Here is a 17,609-nt window from a genome sequence, read left to right on the forward strand (position 1 = left end):
ATGAAAAAAAGATACGTTAATGATAAAATAGATAAGTTTATAAATAGTAAGATAGCTTTAATCTTACTTTCAATGATAAGTTTTATTCTATTTATATCAAAGGCATTTTTTATTCTTAGTTTGCTTCTCATAGTTTGCTTAACTTTGATGATTTATAATAATTTAAATATGAAGTTGGAAAATGAAGCTGAAATTAATGAAGAGGAAATAATTACTTCAAGAATTAATTCAGTAAAGACAACGGTATTTTCAAGAGTTCCATTTCCAATATTATTTTTAATGGAAAATGGTAATGTTATTTGGTATAATGAAGAATTAAGAAAAATAGTGGATAACAAAACTATTGCAAGAAAAAATGTTAAGGAGCTTATAAAAGAAATAAATGTAAAGCTTATACTAGATGGAAGAAAGTCTGAATATAAAAAAGTTAATTTTAATGATAGGGTATATAATATATATACTAATGTAATTAATGATGGTACTTCAGATAAGTATAATAATTTAGTAATGATGAGTTTCTACGATATTACTGAAAATATAGAATTAGAAAAGAAAATTAGTGAATCAAGGGAAAGTATAATTTTAATTGAAGTAGATAACTTAGATGATGTTATTAAGACCACAGAAGAAGAGTTAAGACCTCAGCTTATTGCAGATATAGATAGAGCTATAAATAATTATGCAAGCAACTTAAAGGCAATGATAACTAAGTACTCATCTAATAAATACATATTAGTTACTAAAGATATAAACTTAGATAATGAAATTAGTAAAAAGTTTGATATACTTGATATAATGAGAGAAATCAGCACTGGCAACAAGCTTGCCGTTACATTAAGCATTGGAATAGGAAGAGGCGGAAATACACCAGCAGAAAACTATGAATTTGCATCAACTGCTCAGGAACTTGCCTTAGGAAGGGGTGGAGATCAGTGTGTAATTAAAAGCTTTGAGAAAATTTCTTTTTATGGTGGAAAAACTAAAGAGGTTGAAAAAAGAACTAAGGTTAGGGCCAGAGTTATAGGGCATGCTTTGCTAGAGCTCGTAAATGAGAGCAGCAGGATTTTTATAATGGGACATCATAATCCTGATATGGATTGTTTAGGAGCTGCAATTGGAATGTATAGCACCATAAAGTCCTTAAATAAAGAGTGTTATATCATACTTGGTGAACAGCATGATGCCGTTGATTATATGGTTGATAGGATGAGTGAAAAAGAAGAGTATAATGAAACCTTTATAAAGCCCTCTGAAATAAACAACCTTAAAGATGATAAGAGTTTATTAATACTAGTAGATGTACATAATGAAAGCTATGTACTTTCTAAGGATGTTGTAAAGAGTATAAATAGACTTGTAATTATAGACCACCATAGAAAAGCTAAGGATTTCATTCAGGGCTCAATAATTAATTATGTTGAAACTTATGCTTCTTCTACATCTGAATTAATTACTGAACTAATTCAATATATGGTAGAAAAGCCTAAATTAAAGGAAATTGAGGCTGTAGCACTTTTAGCAGGAATATGTTTAGATACGAAAAATTTCTGCTTTAAAACAGGGGTAAGGACCTTTGAGGCAGCGGCATTTTTAAGAAGACAAGGTGCAGATACCGTTGATGTAAAGCGAATTTTCAGCGAAGCATTAGACGTATATATAACTAGGTCAGAAATAATAAGGACAGCAAAATTAAAAGAAGGAATCGCCATAGCAAAATGTCCGCCAGATTTATCAAATTCAGTTTTAGCGGCACAGGCTGCGGATGAATTGCTAAATATTACAGGTATTCAAGCATCCTTTGTTATTGCTAAAATAGATGGAGAAACCTATATAAGTGGAAGATCCTTAGGTGATATAAATGTTCAAGTTATTTTAGAAGACTTAGGTGGTGGGGGCCATTTAACAATGGCTGCAGCCAAAGTAAAGCATACCTCACAGGATGAGGCAGAAGAATTATTAAATAAAGCAATAGAAAAGTACTTAAGGAAGGGTGACTAATAATGAAAGTTATTTTATTACAAGATGTTAAATCAGTTGGAAAAAAAGGAGATGTTGTTAACGTATCAGACGGATATGCTAGGAATTTATTATTTCCAAAGAAATTAGCGCAGGAAGCTAACGATGTTAACATGCATATATTAAATAAGAAAAATGAAGCTGATAGAAAGAAAAAGACAGCTGAAATAGAGGCAGCTCAAAAGCTTGCTAATGAGCTAAAGGATAAAGAAGTTGTAATATATACAAAGGCTGGAGATGGTGGAAAGCTATTTGGAGCAATTACATCAAAAGATATTTCTCAGGAAATGGAAAAGCAATTAAGTGTTACTGTAGATAAAAAGAAAATTGCTATGAATACAATTAAGACACTAGGAATATACACTGCAGAGGTTAAACTTTATCCAGAAATATCAACTAAAATTAAAGTTGTTATAAAAGAAAAACAATAAATTTTAATGACCGAGGGGAGGAAAGCATAGAAGAAGAAACTCTTCTTCTATGCTAAATAATTTTGGAGATAAATTCATTAGATAAATTAAAAGAATTAGGAATTGAAGAAGAATTATCCATTGAAGTTGAAATAGATATTCTACATGATGTTATGTACAAGCTTTTAGATGAGGGAACTATAAGAGGAAGAGCAGTTAAATTTAAGGTTCAAAAGCAACTTAACAGTAAAGATAAATACAAGAAACTATATGCTATAAACAAAATAGTGACTAATGGTAAGGGTGCCGAAACAACGCCAGATGAAGATTCAATTATAGATGTATTAGAAGCTACAACTAAAGAAGTAAGCGAGCTTATGGCTAAAAGATATATACAAAACAAAATAGATTCTGAAGTTGAAAAACTTATAATGGAAAAGCAGGACAAATATATTGACGATATTAGACTTGGCATTGTAAAAAAGCAAAGAGGAGCTGAAAACAGCAAGACTCTAAGAAAATATGAAGAGCTTGAAAAGCTTGATTCAAAACGTCTTACTCAAAATATAATGAGTCTTTTAAGACCAGAGAAATTTTCAGAGATAGTTGGTCAGGAGAGAGCAATAAAATCTTTAATATCTAAAATGGCATCACCATACCCACAACATATAATTTTATATGGACCTCCTGGGGTTGGAAAAACAACAGCGGCAAGAATTGCTCTAGAAGAGGTTAAGAAATTAAAGCATACTCCTTATGAGGAAAATGCTAACTTTGTTGAGGTTGATGGCACTACTTTAAGATGGGATCCAAGGGAAATTTCAAATCCGCTTTTAGGTTCTGTACATGATCCAATATATCAAGGAAGTAAGAGAGATTTGGCAGAGGGGGGAATTCCTGAACCAAAGACTGGTTTAGTTACAGATGCCCATGGAGGAGTGCTTTTTATAGATGAAATAGGAGAACTTGATTATACTCTTCAAAATAAGCTGTTAAAGGTTTTAGAGGACAAGCGAGTAGAATTTTCATCATCATATTATGATCCAGATGATGAGCAGACTCCTAAGTATATTAAGTATTTATTTGAAAATGGTGCACCGGCTGATTTTGTTCTTATAGGAGCAACAACAAGAGACCCAGGAGAAATTAATCCTGCTCTAAGATCAAGATGCACAGAAGTATATTTTGAACCATTATCTGCTAAGGATATAGAAAATGTTGTATTAAATGCAGCTAAAAAGTTAAATATAAAATTAGAAGATGGTTTAGCGAAAGAGATAAGCAGATATACTATTGAAGGTAGAAAAGCTGTTAATATCCTTGCAGATGTTTATGGATATGTATTACTTAACAATCCAGATGAAACGGATATTACGATAGGATTAAAAGATTTTAATGAAGTAGTATCTAATAATAGATTAAGACCTTATGAGGACAACTATAGTTTAGAAAGTAAGGAAGTTGGACAAATCTATGGTTTAGGGGTAGCTGGTTTCTTAGGTTCAACTATAGAAATTGAATGTGCTGCTTTTGAAGCTAGAGAAAAAGGTAAAGGAACAATTAGATTTAATGATACTGCAGGCTCTATGGCAAAGGATTCAGTATTTAATGCAGCATCGGTTATTAGAAAAATAACTGATAAAGATATTAAAGACTATGATATCCATGTTAATGTAATTGGTGGCGGAAAAATTGATGGCCCTTCTGCAGGAGGAGCTATTACAGCATGTATAATAAGTGCTATTTTAGATAAGCCTATAAGACAGGACATCGCAGTTACAGGTGAAATTTCATTAAGAGGAAGTATAAAACCAGTAGGCGGAGTTAGAGAAAAGATATATGGAGCAAGAAGAAAAGGTATAAAAAAGGTGTTAGTACCAATAGATAATAAAAAGGATATACCTAATAATATGGATGATATAGAAGTTGTACCAGTATCAAATATAGAAGAATTACTAGCAATAGTATTTTAAGATTACTAAATTAAAACCTTGTGGCGCAACATTACAGGGTTTTAATTTTTATTAAATAATAGTACAAAAGAGGTGAGGATATGAGTGAATCACTTAGAACAATGCCTCAAAACATTGAAGCTGAGCAATCAGTTATCGGATCAATGCTTATAGATAAGAATGCAATTGCTCAAGCAGCGGAAGTTCTTGAGGCTGATGATTTTTATAGAGATGCCCATAAGACAATGTTTAAGGCAATAAGAGATTTATATAATAAAGATATACCAATAGATATGATTACTTTAGTTGATTATCTAAAATCAAATAATATGCTTGAACAAGTAGGTGGAATTACTTACATTACGCAGATAAGTACATCAGTACCATCTACTGCAAATCTATCCTCATACATAAAAATTGTAGAGGATAAATCAACATTAAGAAGATTAATAAGAAACTCTACAGAGATTATTGAAGAGTGTTATGAAAAGCAAGATGATGTTGAATCGGTAATTGATGCAGCAGAAAAAAGGGTATTTAATATATCAGAAAAAAGAAGCTCTAGTGACTTTGAAGCTATGAGTACTGTCCTTGAAAGAGGATTTCTAGAAATTGAAAAGATATTTAATAATAAAGGACAAATAAACGGGGTTGCTAGTGGGTTTAAGGACTTAGATGCTAAAACTGCAGGGTTTCAGCCTGGAGACATGATTCTTTTAGCTGCCAGACCTTCTATGGGTAAAACAACCTTTTGTCTTAATATAGCTCAAAACGTTGCAATAAGAAGCGGAAAAAAAGTTGCGGTGTTTTCTTTAGAGATGAGTAAGGAACAGCTTGCATATAAGCTTCTTTGTGCAGAGGCTAATGTAGACATGGGTAAGCTTAGAAATGGTGACCTTAGTGATAGCGATTGGGAGAACATTGCAAGAGCATCTGGGCCATTAGCATCAGCTGGTATATATATAGATGATACTGCTGGTATATCTATAATGGAAATGAGGTCTAAGTGTAGAAAACTGAAAATAGAACATGGTATTGATATGATAATAATTGACTACCTTCAATTAATGTCAGGAAGTAATTCTGATAACAGACAACAAGAGGTATCTGAAATATCAAGGGGGATAAAGGCACTGGCAAAGGAAATGAAGTGCCCTATAATTGCCCTATCACAGTTATCACGTGCTCCAGAGCAAAGGGCTGACCATAGACCGATGCTTTCGGATTTGAGAGAATCAGGATCTATAGAGCAGGATGCCGATATTGTTATGTTCCTTTATAGAGAATACTACTACAGTAAGGATAAGGAAGATGAAAGTCTAGCTGAATGTATATTAGCTAAACACAGAAATGGTGAAGTTGGTACCATAAATCTTGCATGGATAGGTAGATATAGTAAATTTGGTGATTTAGATCTTGTTCATCAGGAGTAAAGTGAGGTTCATTAATTTAAAATAAGAAGTAAATCAAATAAGAATAATTATATTTGGTGCATAGACTATAAACTCTTTACATAAAGATATACTAGGTATATTTAGTGTGAGGTGAAGGTAGAATGAGCATAGATGAAGAAGAAATTAAAACTGCTATTAAGTCATCAGATGAGCTTTTATCAGAGAAAGAATTAGAAGTTAATGAGGTTTCGGACAGCTCTGAAGTAATGAGTGGTTTTAATGAAGAAATTATAGCTTTAAATAGTGAACAAATTATAATAAAATATGAAGCTGAGGAAGATGTAAAAAATGAAGTAATTATTAAAAATCCAAGACCTAAAAAGGATAAGAAAGCTGTAGAATATATCGAAGATGATGATTATAGTGGCAAAGCATGGAGTATTACTTTAGTTTTATGTGTTTTTCTTGGGTTTATTGGATTTCACAGATTTTATGTAGGTAAGGCTGGTACGGCAATACTTATGCTATTAACCTTTGGTGGATTTGGTATATGGGTTCTAGTTGATTTAATTAGAATAGCAATAAATCATTTTACTGATGAGGAAGGTAAGGTAGTTAAGAGGATTAGCCTATCCAGTTAAGGAAGAAATGGTTAAGGAGAGCGCTGCTTATGGAAAATAAGAAGATTGGTGAATTTATTAAAGGTGATAAAATTGAAGGTTTTTACTTAGTAAAAAGCTCAGATTGTAAGATTACGAATAATAGCACAACAAATAAATATCTTGATTTAATACTTATGGATTCTACAGGTGAAATTAATGCAAAGCTATGGGAATGCATTAATGGTATAGAAACGGTTATTAAGGAGAATATTCTTGTAAAGGTAAGGGCTGTTGTTACTGAATATAGAGGTAAATTACAATTAAAAATAGATAAAATTAGATGTGTTGTTGAAGAAGATAATATAGATGTAGATGAATTCATCATGGCTGCACCTTATAAGTCAGAAGATATGTTTGAACTTATATTAGATTATATTGATAAAATAGAAAATCAATATATTAAAGGAATAACTCAATCTATTGTAGGCAAAGTAAGTGATAAGCTTATGCATTATCCTGCAGCAAAATCTAATCACCATGCTATTAAGGGTGGGCTTTTATATCATGTTACAACTATGCTTAGGGCAGCAGAAAAGTTAATGGAAATATATACTTATCTTAATAAGGACTTAGTTTATGCCGGAGTAATCTTACATGATATTGCAAAGATTAAAGAAATGGAATCTAGTGAATTAGGTATAGTATCAAAATATAGTGTAGAGGGACAATTACTTGGACATATTATACAGGGTATAAATTTAATAGATGAAGCAGGAAAAAGTATTGGTGCAGACAAAGAAGTAATAATGCTTTTACAACATATGATACTTACTCATCACTATGAGCTAGAATATGGAAGCCCTAAAAAACCTATGATTCCAGAAGCAGAATTACTTCACCATTTAGATGTTATTGATGCAAGAATGTATGATATGCAAAAGGCAATAAGAGATGTTAAAGAAGGCGAATTCTCAGAGAAGATATATAGTTTAGATGGAATAAATATTTATAAATCTATTTTATAGATAGTAAAGTTAGAGATATCATTTTAATGATATCTCTTTTATTTAAAAAAACATCATATTTCAACAAAAAATACGAATGATAAAGAGAGTTAAAGTGATTAAAATTCGAATTTATCAAATAAAAAATGAATAATTTTTAAAGAGTTGTTAAAAATATTCGTATTTTCATTGAAAACAATAGGGTACTTTGATAAGATATCTATGGGGTGATTAAACATGAATAATAATTATGACATTATAATAGTAGGGGCTGGAGCTAGTGGTATTTTTACTGCTTATGAATTATCAGTTCTTCAATCAAAGGCTAAAGTATTAATAATCGAAAAGGGAAATAGTTTAGAAAAACGTAAATGTCCTATCGATGGTGTGAAGATAAAATCTTGTGTACACTGTAAATACTGTAATATCATGAATGGTTATGGTGGTGCAGGAAGTCTTTCAGATGGTAAATATAACATCACTAATAACTTTGGTGGAGACTTATATAAGTATGTAGGTAAAAAAGAAGCTTTAGATTTAATGTATTATGTTGATAAGGTACTTTGTGACAACGGTGGAAGTGATGCAAGATTATATTCTACAATTGAAAGCACTTTAAAAACAGAAGCATTAAAGCATGACCTTCATCTATTAGATGCACAGGTTAGACATCTTGGTACGGATAGAAATATTAAGATATTAGGAAACATGTATGATTATCTTAAAGATAAAGTTGAAATGAAATTTAACACTGAAGTTATAAATATAGAAAAAGAAAATGATGAGTTCGTTTTAACAACAGATAAAGGTGAATATAAGTGTGAGAACTTAGTTGTTGCAACAGGGAGATCAGGCTCTAAGTGGATATCAAATGTATGCAGTAAACTAGGAATAGAAAGTCAAAGCAATAGAGTTGATATTGGAGTTAGAGTAGAGCTTCCAGCCGCGGTGTTTGAACATATAACTGAAAAAGTTTATGAAAGTAAAGTTGTTTACAGAACTAAACAATATGGAGACTTAGTTAGAACTTTCTGTATGAATCCACATGGAGAGGTAGTAGAAGAAAACACTAATGGTATAGTTACTGTTAATGGACATAGTTATTCTAATCCAGAGCTTCATACAGATAATACAAACTTTGCACTACTTGTTACTAATAACTTTACAGAGCCATTCAAAAACAGTAATGAATATGGTGAGTCAATAGCAAAATTAAGCAATATGCTTGGGGGCGGAGTTTTAGTTCAAAGATTCGGTGATTTAGTTAAGGGAAGAAGAACTAATGATCATAGAATGGATAAGAGTTTTACAGTTCCAACATTAAAGGCTACACCTGGAGACTTAAGTCTTGTTATACCTAAGCGTCAATTAGATGCTATAATAGAGATGATTTATGCTTTAGATAAAATAGCACCAGGAACAGCTAATGAAGATACACTTTTATATGGTGTTGAGGTTAAGTTCTACAATTCAATTATAAGTGTAGATGGTAACTTAGAAACTAAAATGAAAAACCTTTATGTATTAGGAGATGGGTCAGGAGTTACACACTCTTTATCACAAGCATCTGCTAGTGGCGTTCATGTTGCACGAATATTAAATGAAAAATTAAACAAGATAAATTAGAATAAAAGTTTTACTTTAATTTAAGTGAAAGAAAGTGAGGAGAAGTATGCCATCATTTGTAGTACTAGGAGCACAATGGGGAGATGAAGGAAAAGGGAAGATGACTGACTATCTTGCTGAAGAAGCAGACGTAGTAGTTAGATTCCAAGGTGGAAATAACGCAGGTCACACTGTAGTTGTAGGAGAAAAAGAATATAAGTTACACCTAATTCCATCAGGAATACTTTATAGTGACAAACTTAACGTTATAGGTAATGGAGTTGTAGTAGACCCAGAGGCTTTATTTAAAGAAATGGACTACTTAAGTGGTCTTGGAGAGAGCATAACACCAGAAAGATTACTTATAAGTGATAGAGCTCAGGTTATAATGCCATATCACAGAATACTAGATGCTTTAAAAGAAGAAGCTAGAGGAAAAAATGATATAGGAACAACTAAAAAGGGTATAGGACCTTGTTACACTGATAAAGTTGAGAGATGTGGAATAAGAGTTTGTGACCTTATTAAGCCTGAAGTTTTAAGAAAAAAACTTGAAGAGTATTTACCAGGGAAAAATGATCAAATAGTTAAACTATATGGTGGAGATGCTTTAGACTTAGAAGAGGTTTATAGCGCATATAGAGCTTATGGTGAGAGAATGAAGCCATATGTGGCTGATGCATCAGTTAGAGTATTTGACAGTATTAAGGCTAATAAGAATGTTTTATTTGAAGGAGCTCAAGGTACTTTACTTGATATAGATTTTGGAACTTATCCATATGTAACATCTTCAAATACAATATCAGGAGGAATCTGTACAGGAGCTGGTATAGGACCAACTATGATAGACAGCGCTGTAGGTATCGTTAAAGGATATACTACAAGGGTTGGTAAGGGTCCATTCCCAACAGAGCTTGATGATGAGATCGGTGAGTGGATAAGAGAAAAAGGTCATGAATATGGAGTTACAACTGGAAGAAGCAGAAGATGTGGATGGCTTGACCTTGTTATTTTAAAAACTGCAGCTAGAGTTTCCGGCTTAACAAGCTTTGGGGTAACTAAAATAGATACTCTCGCTGGTCTTGAAAAGTTAAAATTATGTGTAGGTTATAAGTTAGATGGAAAAGTTATTGATTACTTCCCAGCAAGCTTAGAAGACCTAGCAGAGTGTGAACCAGTATATGAAGAGTTCGATGGATGGGATGACAGTATAAACGACGCTAGAAGCTATGATGAGCTTCCAGAGAACGCTAAAATATATCTTAAGAAAATAGAAGAGTTTACTGGAGTTAAAATATCTATAGTTTCAGTTGGTCCAAAGAGAGATCAAACAATGAGAGTTGGAGAACTTTAATATAAAGTAAGTTTAAGCCTAGCAGAGATGCTAGGCTTATTTTTATATAAGTAATTAAGGATGAAGAATGAATCATTAGGAATAGGATTCTTAAATAACGCTTTGGATAAATATGGAGTAAGGAGATTAGTTTACTAACAGTAAACTTTTAGAGATGAAAGTAAGAGTGGCTGTCCATTGTTTTGTTTAAACATAGGATCTATACTTTATTTAAGGAAACTCCTTCTCATAGTTATTCGAAGGAGGCTAAAAGAGTAAGTTCTAGTAATTAAATCATAGATTTAGTTACTGGAACTTAAATTCATATCAATAAAGTCAAAGATTTGGATGTTTACTTATGGGACCTAATAAATTTTAGGAGAGATTTATATGGATAAGATAAAAATTGGAGAAAGTATTTATAGTTTAAGAAAGTCAAAGAAAATAACACAAGAGCAGTTAGGTGAGTATATAGGAGTATCTAAGGGTGCTATATCAAAGTGGGAGAGTGGAGTGTCCTATCCGGATATAGAAATGCTGCCTGTACTTGCTAGACTTTTTAGTATATCTATTGATGAGCTTTTGAATTTTAATTCTGTAATTTCAGAAGAGGCCATGGAAGCTATATGTAAAGAATGTCAGGATGTAATTAATGCAGGCAATGGTGAAAAGGGTATTGAAATTTGTCAGGAATATATAAATAAATATCCTACAAATTATAAATTAAAATTTACATTAGTAACTTTAATGACCATGGGTTGTGCTTTAATTAAGGATGAAGATGAGGTGAAAAGGATATATGGAAAAGCAATAGACATATATCAGGATATAGTTAATAATTCCACTGATGAAGATACGGTAGCTGCATCAAAAATTCAGTTAGTTAATTACTATGCCTCTTTTGAGGAATTTGATAAGTCGTTGAAGATATTAGAAAATATGAAAAAGCCATTGGGAAATACTAATATAATAAAGGCTGGAATTTATATTAGAAAGAATGATTTAAAGGAAGGACGAAGACTTTATCAGTATGAGTTTTTTAACTCCATAACTGAAGCTCAAGCCATATTGCATGGATTAGCATCATCTTATTACAAAGATGATTTGGAATTAGCAGAAAAATACATGGAATTGGGGCTGAAAATTAAAGAATTAACCAGCCATAATAAGTATAATAACACATTCGGTGATTATCTTCAGTTAGCAGGGTTTTATGCATATTATAAAAATGAAGAAAAAACTATAGGAAGTATAAGTAGAGCAGTTGAAGCTTTAGAGAGAGTTAAAGATAATGATGAAAATCCATGGTATTTTAGTGAAATGAATATGAGTGGAGAATTTTCGACAATTTTAAAAATGAGTTCTATGATAATTAACTTATTAGAAATGAAGGAATATGACTTTATAAAGGATAGTAAAGCATTTTTAGAAATAAAGGAAAGATTAAAGAAAATAGAATACTAATTCAATTAAGGTAAAAGGCAATACTTCATTTGATGAAGTATTGCCTTTAGTATTTAAGGTTCTATTTTTTAAAAGAAGCATATATACCTTCTACAGCTGCACTAGATGAGCTCCAACACCATTGAAGGTTAAATCCGCCACAATCACCATCTACATCAAGAATTTCGCCTCCAAAGTACAATCCTGGCTCTATATATGATTCTAGGGTTGAAGGGTTAACTTCTTTGGTATTAATTCCACCAATTGTTACTTGAGCATTTTCAAAAGTATTAGTGTCAATAACCTTAAACTTCCAAGAGGTAAGTAGTCTATAGAGCTTAAATCTGTTTTCATAATCCACGTCATATGTTGGCATATGGATATCCATAATTCCGGATTCTTTTAAAACTATAGGAATAAATTTTTTATTTATTAAGCCTACAAGATTATCATGAATACTTCTGTGAGAGAATGTGGCAAAGTGAGTTTCAAGGGACTCAACAAGCTGATCGTACTGACAATTAGTGAGGTTAACATCTATAACCACATTATCATCATTTAGAACTCCCCTTGAAGCGATACGGCTTAATTGAAGAATTGGGGGTCCAGAGATACCGTAATCAGTAAATAGAATTTCACCAAACTCTTTTCGTTGGATATCACCATTTATAAGAATGCTACAATAGCTTGTAAATTTCACTCCTGATAAAGCTTTAAGCCTGTCATACTTTAATTTAAGTTGGACAATACCAGGGGTAGGGGTAATGATGGTGTGGCCTAAAGCTTTTGCAAGTTTGTAACCAGAACCGTCTGAACCAAGTTTAGTATAACTTTTGCCACCAGTACATAGTAGAAGCTTTTTACAAGTGTAAGTAGCTATATTTGTTTTTATTTCAAATAAATTTTTTTTGTTTTTGGATATATTAGAAACTTTGTTTTCTAAATATAAAGGAATAGCTCTTTCTGATAAATTTAGCCTTAAAATATCTATTACTGAAGATGCTTGAAGGGAAATTGGATACATTTTACCAGATTCTAAGGTACAAGTGTAAATTCCAATAGACTTAAAGAAATCTAGAGTAGTATCTAAATTGTATTTTGTAAGAATTTCATTAAAGAAATTTTTATTATCACTATGAAATCTATTTAAAGATAAATTTTCATTAGTAATATTACAACGTCCATTTCCTGTAGTTAATAATTTCTTACAAATTCTATCGTTACTATCAATAAGAGCAACATCTATATTTAAGTTTTTTGCTTTAATTGCAGATACAACTCCACAAGAACCAGCACCAATTATTATTAAATCATGATACAAATTTTTCACCTCATAAATTATTTTTGTTTAAAAACAAAAATTTTTCAAAAAAAGTTTTTTGTTTTTATATTTTTTACGTATTTATTTAATATTATATACCAAATTTTTATATAGTATATACTTGAATGTAATATCTAATTAAACATTTTAAATGCTAGTAATATCAATGGTTACAGAGAATTAAATAAAATTAATAAAAGTTAAAATAATTTAACATAAAAAGTAAAACGAAAAAATAAAAATAAATTTAATAAAAGTTGTTGACAAAGGGTTAATTATTTTGTATTATAATACATGTCGAGTGGCTCGGAAGAAACAAACGAAAGAGAAACGAAGACAAGAACAAATGTTAAATGACATATGGCTCCTTGGTCAAGCGGTCAAGACACCACCCTTTCACGGTGGTAACAGGGGTTCGATTCCCCTAGGAGTCACCATACTAGGTCGCATAGCTCAGCTGGGAGAGCACCTGCCTTACAAGCAGGGGGTCACAGGTTCGATCCCTGTTGCGACCACCACATAATCTTATAAGATGGCCCAGTGGCTCAGTTGGTTAGAGTGCCGGCCTGTCACGCCGGAGGTCGAGGGTTCGAGTCCCTTCTGGGTCGCCAAATTACCTTAAAGGTAACTTATGAGATAGATTTAACAACAAAATTTTGGCTCCTTGGTCAAGCGGTTAAGACACCACCCTTTCACGGTGGTAACAGGGGTTCGATTCCCCTAGGAGTCACCATATAAGGTCGCATAGCTCAGCTGGGAGAGCACCTGCCTTACAAGCAGGGGGTCACAGGTTCGATCCCTGTTGCGACCACCATTTAAACTTATAATGTGGCCCAGTGGCTCAGTTGGTTAGAGTGCCGGCCTGTCACGCCGGAGGTCGAGGGTTCGAGTCCCTTCTGGGTCGCCATGTTTGCTTCCATGGCTCAACGGTAGAGCAGCTGATTTGTAATCAGCAGGTTGTTGGTTCGATTCCGACTGGAAGCTCCATAAAGATTCTGAATTTATTCAGGATCTTTTTTTATGTTTACAATTAAACGTATGTTCGTTAAAATAATATATGATAAGTTTAAAAGAAACTCATTTAAATAAGTTCAATCTTACTCTTTCTCGGATTTATTAAGCAAAAATAAATGGAATTAGGGAGTTCCTTCTCACATTAGTTCGAAGGAGTAAATTCACATTAATAAAATCATAGATGTATTCTATGAAAGTTCATTTAAGGAGGGGAAAGCAATGAATGAAGTACCAAAGAGAATTATATTTCATATAGATGTTAATTCAGCCTTTCTTTCGTGGACGGCTATAGAAGAGTTGAAAAAAGATAAAAACTCTATAGATATCAGGACAATACCATCTATAATTGGGGGAAGCTTAGAAGACAGAAGAGGGGTTGTTTTAGCAAAATCAATTCCTGCTAAAAAATATAATATTATAACTGGTGAACCTATTGTGGCTGCAGTTAAAAAATGTCCTGAATTAAAAGTGTACTCTCCAGATAGAAAAATATATATAAAGTGCAGCAATGCTATGTATAGATTATTGCAAGAGTACTCTTCTTCGATTGAAAGATATTCTATAGATGAAGTTTTTATGGAAGTTAGCCATTTTAGAAATGATTATATGGAAAAAGCCAATGAAATAAAATCTAGAATTGAAAATGAGCTTGGATTCACTGTAAATGTTGGAATAGGTGATAATAAATTATTAGCTAAAATGGCAAGTGATTTTCCGAAGAAGAATTCTGTACATACTCTATTTAAATATGAAATAGAAACAAAGATGTGGCCAATGCCTGTTGGAGATTTATTTATGGTTGGAAAAGCAGCTGAAAAAAAACTTTTAAACCTTAATATATGTACTATAGGAGATTTGGCTAAATATAATTTAGATATACTTAGAAATATATTTAAATCCTTTGCAGATGTGATTTACAATTATGCTAATGGAGTTGATGATTCGCCAGTAGATGAAAGCAGGTACGAGGATACAAAAGGAATTGGAAATTCTACAACAACGAAAGAGGATGTATTTATAGCGAGAGATGCCTTAAAGATATTATTAGCGCTGACAGAGAGTGTTGCTAAGAGGCTAAGATCTAGTAATATGTTATGTGGTGTAGTTGTAGTATCTATTAAATCAAGCACCTTTACATCGTATTCTCACCAGAAAACCTTGCTAACTGCTACAGACTCAACAGATGAGATATACAAAAATGTAAGTAAAATTTTCAAAGAAATGTGGAAGGGGGAACCTATAAGACTTCTTGGTGTAAGGGTAACAAAACTCACAAGTAACGAGGTGTATCAAAGTTCTATATTTGATACTGATAGAAATGAAAAGCAGAGGGTATTAGATAGTGCGATAGATAAGCTAAGAGCTCAATATGGTGATAAGGTTATAGTCAGATCATCTGCATTAGTTAATGAAGATGAAAATGAATCTAGCACTCTATTAAAAGAGGATAATAATGATTATCTATTTATGGGTGGTCTTTATGAGTTTTAGATCTAAAGTGTGTTTAATAAAAACCACAGTTGATAACAACTGTGGTTTTTATATTAATTAGATAATTTTTTTTGAAGTCTGATATCTTTACCATAGAATTTGTATAGTGTAAAGTTACCAAACAATCTAGAAGTTATCCTTTCAGAATAAAGAGAAAGAAGCTCATCTAGTGAGTAATTTGTAGAAATAAGCATTTTCTTATTTCTAAGTAATTTAGTATTCAAAAGATTAAATAGCTCAGCCTTTGAAAATTCTGATGAAAGCTCTGTTCCTAAGTCATCTATAATTAGAAGATCGCAGTTTATTAAGTGGTCTTCTAAAGTTGAATTATTATTAAATCTAACGTCTCTAAGATTTTTTATTAGTTCTTCGGCAGTTTTATAAACTACAAAGTAGCCGCTATCGATTAGTTCCTTTGCCATGCAGTGAGATAAAAAAGTTTTTCCTGTCCCAGAATTACCGTAAAATAGAATATTTTCGTCTGTACTTTCAAAATTAGACATAAATTTTAAACAGCCATTAACTATTTTCTTCATATTTTCTCTAGGGCTATATTTTTCAGGACCTTCATTTTTGTTGCTGTAAAAATCCATACTAAAGTTTGCAAAATTATTTTTGTCTGACACTGTAAATAAGTCACTATTTTTATAATATAATTTATTTAATTTTTGTTTGTAGCAGCTGCATTTTTCTAATCCAATGTAGCCAGTATCCTTACACTTATTACAAGAGTAATGTAAATCAAGATAATCCATTGGGAAGCCATTAGAAACTAAAAGCTCTGTTTTTCTCATTCTTAAGGTCGTTATGCTTTCTTTTAAAGATCTAAGGTGATCTTCTCTATTAGGAATGTCCTGTAGGGCATTAATAGAAACTTTTATACAGAGTTTGCCTATTTCACGTTCGATGGCCTCAACTTCAGGTATCTTTCTTCGAACTTCCTCTTTTCGTCCCTCAAGGGCTCTCTTTTGACTTTCTTTTATGTCGTCATAGATTTTCATAACTTGTAAATGATGATTATTAATCATTGTTATCCCATCCTAAAAGTTTTCTTTCTAAATCGTCGAAGTCATAGCTTCTTTGTTCATAGTTGTTAAATTTACCTTTACCTTTTTTAGATGCTGAAGATTCAGTGGAGATTGCCTTAGCATTAATTTTTTTTCTATCCTTCAATTCAATATCCTGAAGGGTTTTTATATTATCTTTAAACCAGCTGTTTAATATGCCATCAATGTATTTAAAATCTGCTCTGTTTAGTCTTTCAAAACATATATCGCAGGCCTTATAAATTATTTCTAGAGAAAATTTGTATACATTAAGCCATTTTTCGAGCATATCCTCCTGAGGTTTCATTACTTCACCATTTTTTATACCTAAATAAGTTAATATTTTTCGTATGTTTATCCACTTATCTTCGTGTTTTTTGATGAAATCTTGAGCCTGATCAATGTTAGTGATTCCACTATCATGCCAGGATACTGCAATCTTTTCGATGTATCTGTAATCGGATTTTCCTTTAGATACACAGTATTCTATAAGAAGAAGTATAAGTTCAGGAGAAAAGTTGAAATCCTGCTGCCAGCCCAGATAAGTTTCCATCTCTTTTGAAGAAAGAGGTCTCGCCAAAAGGCGTTCGATATCTTGAAGCATATCCTTAACTAAGGAATTATCTAATTCTTTAAGAAGATTTATTGATTTATTGCTTTCAGGAGTTTTAATTAAATCTATAAATTCAATATTAAAGTTGCCTAGATTATCAATAGGTGTAAGTTTTACAACACCTTCATCATTCCAATAGTTCCATGCATTTATTACATCTGTTTCTAGAAGTGAAAGAGCTGAAGCTATCAATGAAGAATTTACTCCTATCTCACCACTCATACAATACTTAAGGCCTAATAAATATACTTTTATATATTCACCCCTCGCATTTGCCATATAGTTATCTATAAATATATTATTAACCGGCGTGTAATCTAATGTTTTTGTTTTAAACATAAAAGTACTCATTTTATCGCACCTTT

13 protein-coding genes and 7 tRNA genes are annotated in these 17,609 nt (G+C 31.9%); 17 read left to right on the top strand and 3 right to left on the bottom strand.

All coding sequences use genetic code 11. The features are described 5' to 3' along the window. The 9 genes from BN1075_RS00765 (at position 1) to BN1075_RS00805 (ending at position 11,780) form a co-directional block, all read left to right on the top strand. Entirely contained in the window at positions 1-1,998 is a 1,998-nt protein-coding gene (locus BN1075_RS00765) for a DHH family phosphoesterase (protein WP_040191118.1), read from the top strand. A 2-nt stretch (positions 1,999-2,000) separates the two neighbouring features. Further along, positions 2,001-2,447: a 50S ribosomal protein L9 gene (gene rplI, locus BN1075_RS00770; protein WP_040191119.1), complete on the top strand. Its 447-nt coding sequence runs from the start codon at positions 2,001-2,003 to the stop codon at positions 2,445-2,447. Between the two features lie 62 nt (positions 2,448-2,509). Then, positions 2,510-4,399 carry a Lon family ATP-dependent protease gene (gene lonC, locus BN1075_RS00775; RefSeq protein WP_040191120.1) on the top strand — a complete coding sequence of 630 codons (1,890 nt, stop codon included), beginning with the start codon at positions 2,510-2,512 and terminating at the stop codon, positions 4,397-4,399. An 80-nt stretch (positions 4,400-4,479) separates the two neighbouring features. After that, complete coding sequence (locus tag BN1075_RS00780; protein ID WP_040191121.1) at positions 4,480-5,811, top strand: replicative DNA helicase; 1,332 nt, start codon at positions 4,480-4,482, stop codon at positions 5,809-5,811. Between the two features lie 122 nt (positions 5,812-5,933). Next, complete coding sequence (locus tag BN1075_RS21050) at positions 5,934-6,413, top strand: NINE protein (protein WP_235777733.1); 480 nt, start codon at positions 5,934-5,936, stop codon at positions 6,411-6,413. A 29-nt stretch (positions 6,414-6,442) separates the two neighbouring features. Beyond that, complete coding sequence (locus BN1075_RS00790; RefSeq protein WP_040191122.1) at positions 6,443-7,399, top strand: 3'-5' exoribonuclease YhaM family protein; 957 nt, start codon at positions 6,443-6,445, stop codon at positions 7,397-7,399. A 216-nt stretch (positions 7,400-7,615) separates the two neighbouring features. Further along, the gene (locus BN1075_RS00795) at positions 7,616-9,004 is read left to right on the top strand and encodes an NAD(P)/FAD-dependent oxidoreductase (RefSeq protein ID WP_040191123.1); all 1,389 of its coding nucleotides are present in this window, start codon (positions 7,616-7,618) and stop codon (positions 9,002-9,004) included. Between the two features lie 46 nt (positions 9,005-9,050). Further along, positions 9,051-10,337 carry an adenylosuccinate synthase gene (locus BN1075_RS00800; RefSeq protein ID WP_040191124.1) on the top strand — a complete coding sequence of 429 codons (1,287 nt, stop codon included), beginning with the start codon at positions 9,051-9,053 and terminating at the stop codon, positions 10,335-10,337. A 369-nt stretch (positions 10,338-10,706) separates the two neighbouring features. Further along, positions 10,707-11,780 carry a helix-turn-helix domain-containing protein gene (locus BN1075_RS00805; RefSeq protein ID WP_040191125.1) on the top strand — a complete coding sequence of 358 codons (1,074 nt, stop codon included), beginning with the start codon at positions 10,707-10,709 and terminating at the stop codon, positions 11,778-11,780. A gap of 61 nt (positions 11,781-11,841) precedes the next feature. On the opposite strand, the gene BN1075_RS00810 is transcribed toward BN1075_RS00805, so the two are convergent. Beyond that, positions 11,842-13,080 carry a BaiN/RdsA family NAD(P)/FAD-dependent oxidoreductase gene (locus BN1075_RS00810; RefSeq protein WP_040191126.1) on the bottom strand — a complete coding sequence of 413 codons (1,239 nt, stop codon included), beginning with the start codon at positions 13,078-13,080 and terminating at the stop codon, positions 11,842-11,844. A gap of 362 nt (positions 13,081-13,442) precedes the next feature. Here BN1075_RS00810 and BN1075_RS00815 point away from each other — a divergent pair. The 8 genes from BN1075_RS00815 (at position 13,443) to BN1075_RS00850 (ending at position 15,585) form a co-directional block, all read left to right on the top strand. Then, positions 13,443-13,517: transfer RNA gene (locus BN1075_RS00815), tRNA-Glu, on the top strand. Between the two features lie 5 nt (positions 13,518-13,522). Further along, positions 13,523-13,598: transfer RNA gene (locus BN1075_RS00820), tRNA-Val, on the top strand. A 16-nt stretch (positions 13,599-13,614) separates the two neighbouring features. Continuing rightward, positions 13,615-13,691, top strand: a tRNA-Asp gene (locus BN1075_RS00825). Between the two features lie 47 nt (positions 13,692-13,738). Then, positions 13,739-13,813: transfer RNA gene (locus BN1075_RS00830), tRNA-Glu, on the top strand. A gap of 5 nt (positions 13,814-13,818) precedes the next feature. Further along, positions 13,819-13,894 (top strand) — tRNA-Val (locus tag BN1075_RS00835). 16 nt (positions 13,895-13,910) lie between these two features. Next, positions 13,911-13,987: transfer RNA gene (locus BN1075_RS00840), tRNA-Asp, on the top strand. A 5-nt stretch (positions 13,988-13,992) separates the two neighbouring features. After that, positions 13,993-14,067: transfer RNA gene (locus BN1075_RS00845), tRNA-Thr, on the top strand. Between the two features lie 246 nt (positions 14,068-14,313). Next, positions 14,314-15,585, top strand: a complete 1,272-nt coding sequence (locus BN1075_RS00850) for a DNA polymerase Y family protein (protein WP_040191127.1) — start codon at positions 14,314-14,316, stop codon at positions 15,583-15,585. Positions 15,586-15,638: 53 nt separating this feature from the next. Here BN1075_RS00850 and BN1075_RS00855 read toward each other — a convergent pair whose 3' ends face one another. Together BN1075_RS00855 and BN1075_RS00860 are read right to left on the bottom strand one after the other, a co-directional pair. Then, on the bottom strand, positions 15,639-16,613 hold the full coding sequence (locus tag BN1075_RS00855) for an ATP-binding protein (protein ID WP_040191128.1): 975 nt from the start codon (positions 16,611-16,613) through the stop codon (positions 15,639-15,641). Continuing rightward, entirely contained in the window at positions 16,606-17,595 is a 990-nt protein-coding gene (locus BN1075_RS00860; RefSeq protein ID WP_040191129.1) for a DnaD domain protein, read from the bottom strand. The genes BN1075_RS00855 and BN1075_RS00860 overlap by 8 nt, the downstream gene beginning before the upstream one ends. Positions 17,596-17,609: the final 14 nt, after the last annotated feature.

This window comes from Clostridium culturomicium, assembly GCF_000821305.1.
Classification (GTDB): domain Bacteria; phylum Bacillota; class Clostridia; order Clostridiales; family Clostridiaceae; genus Clostridium_J; species Clostridium_J culturomicium.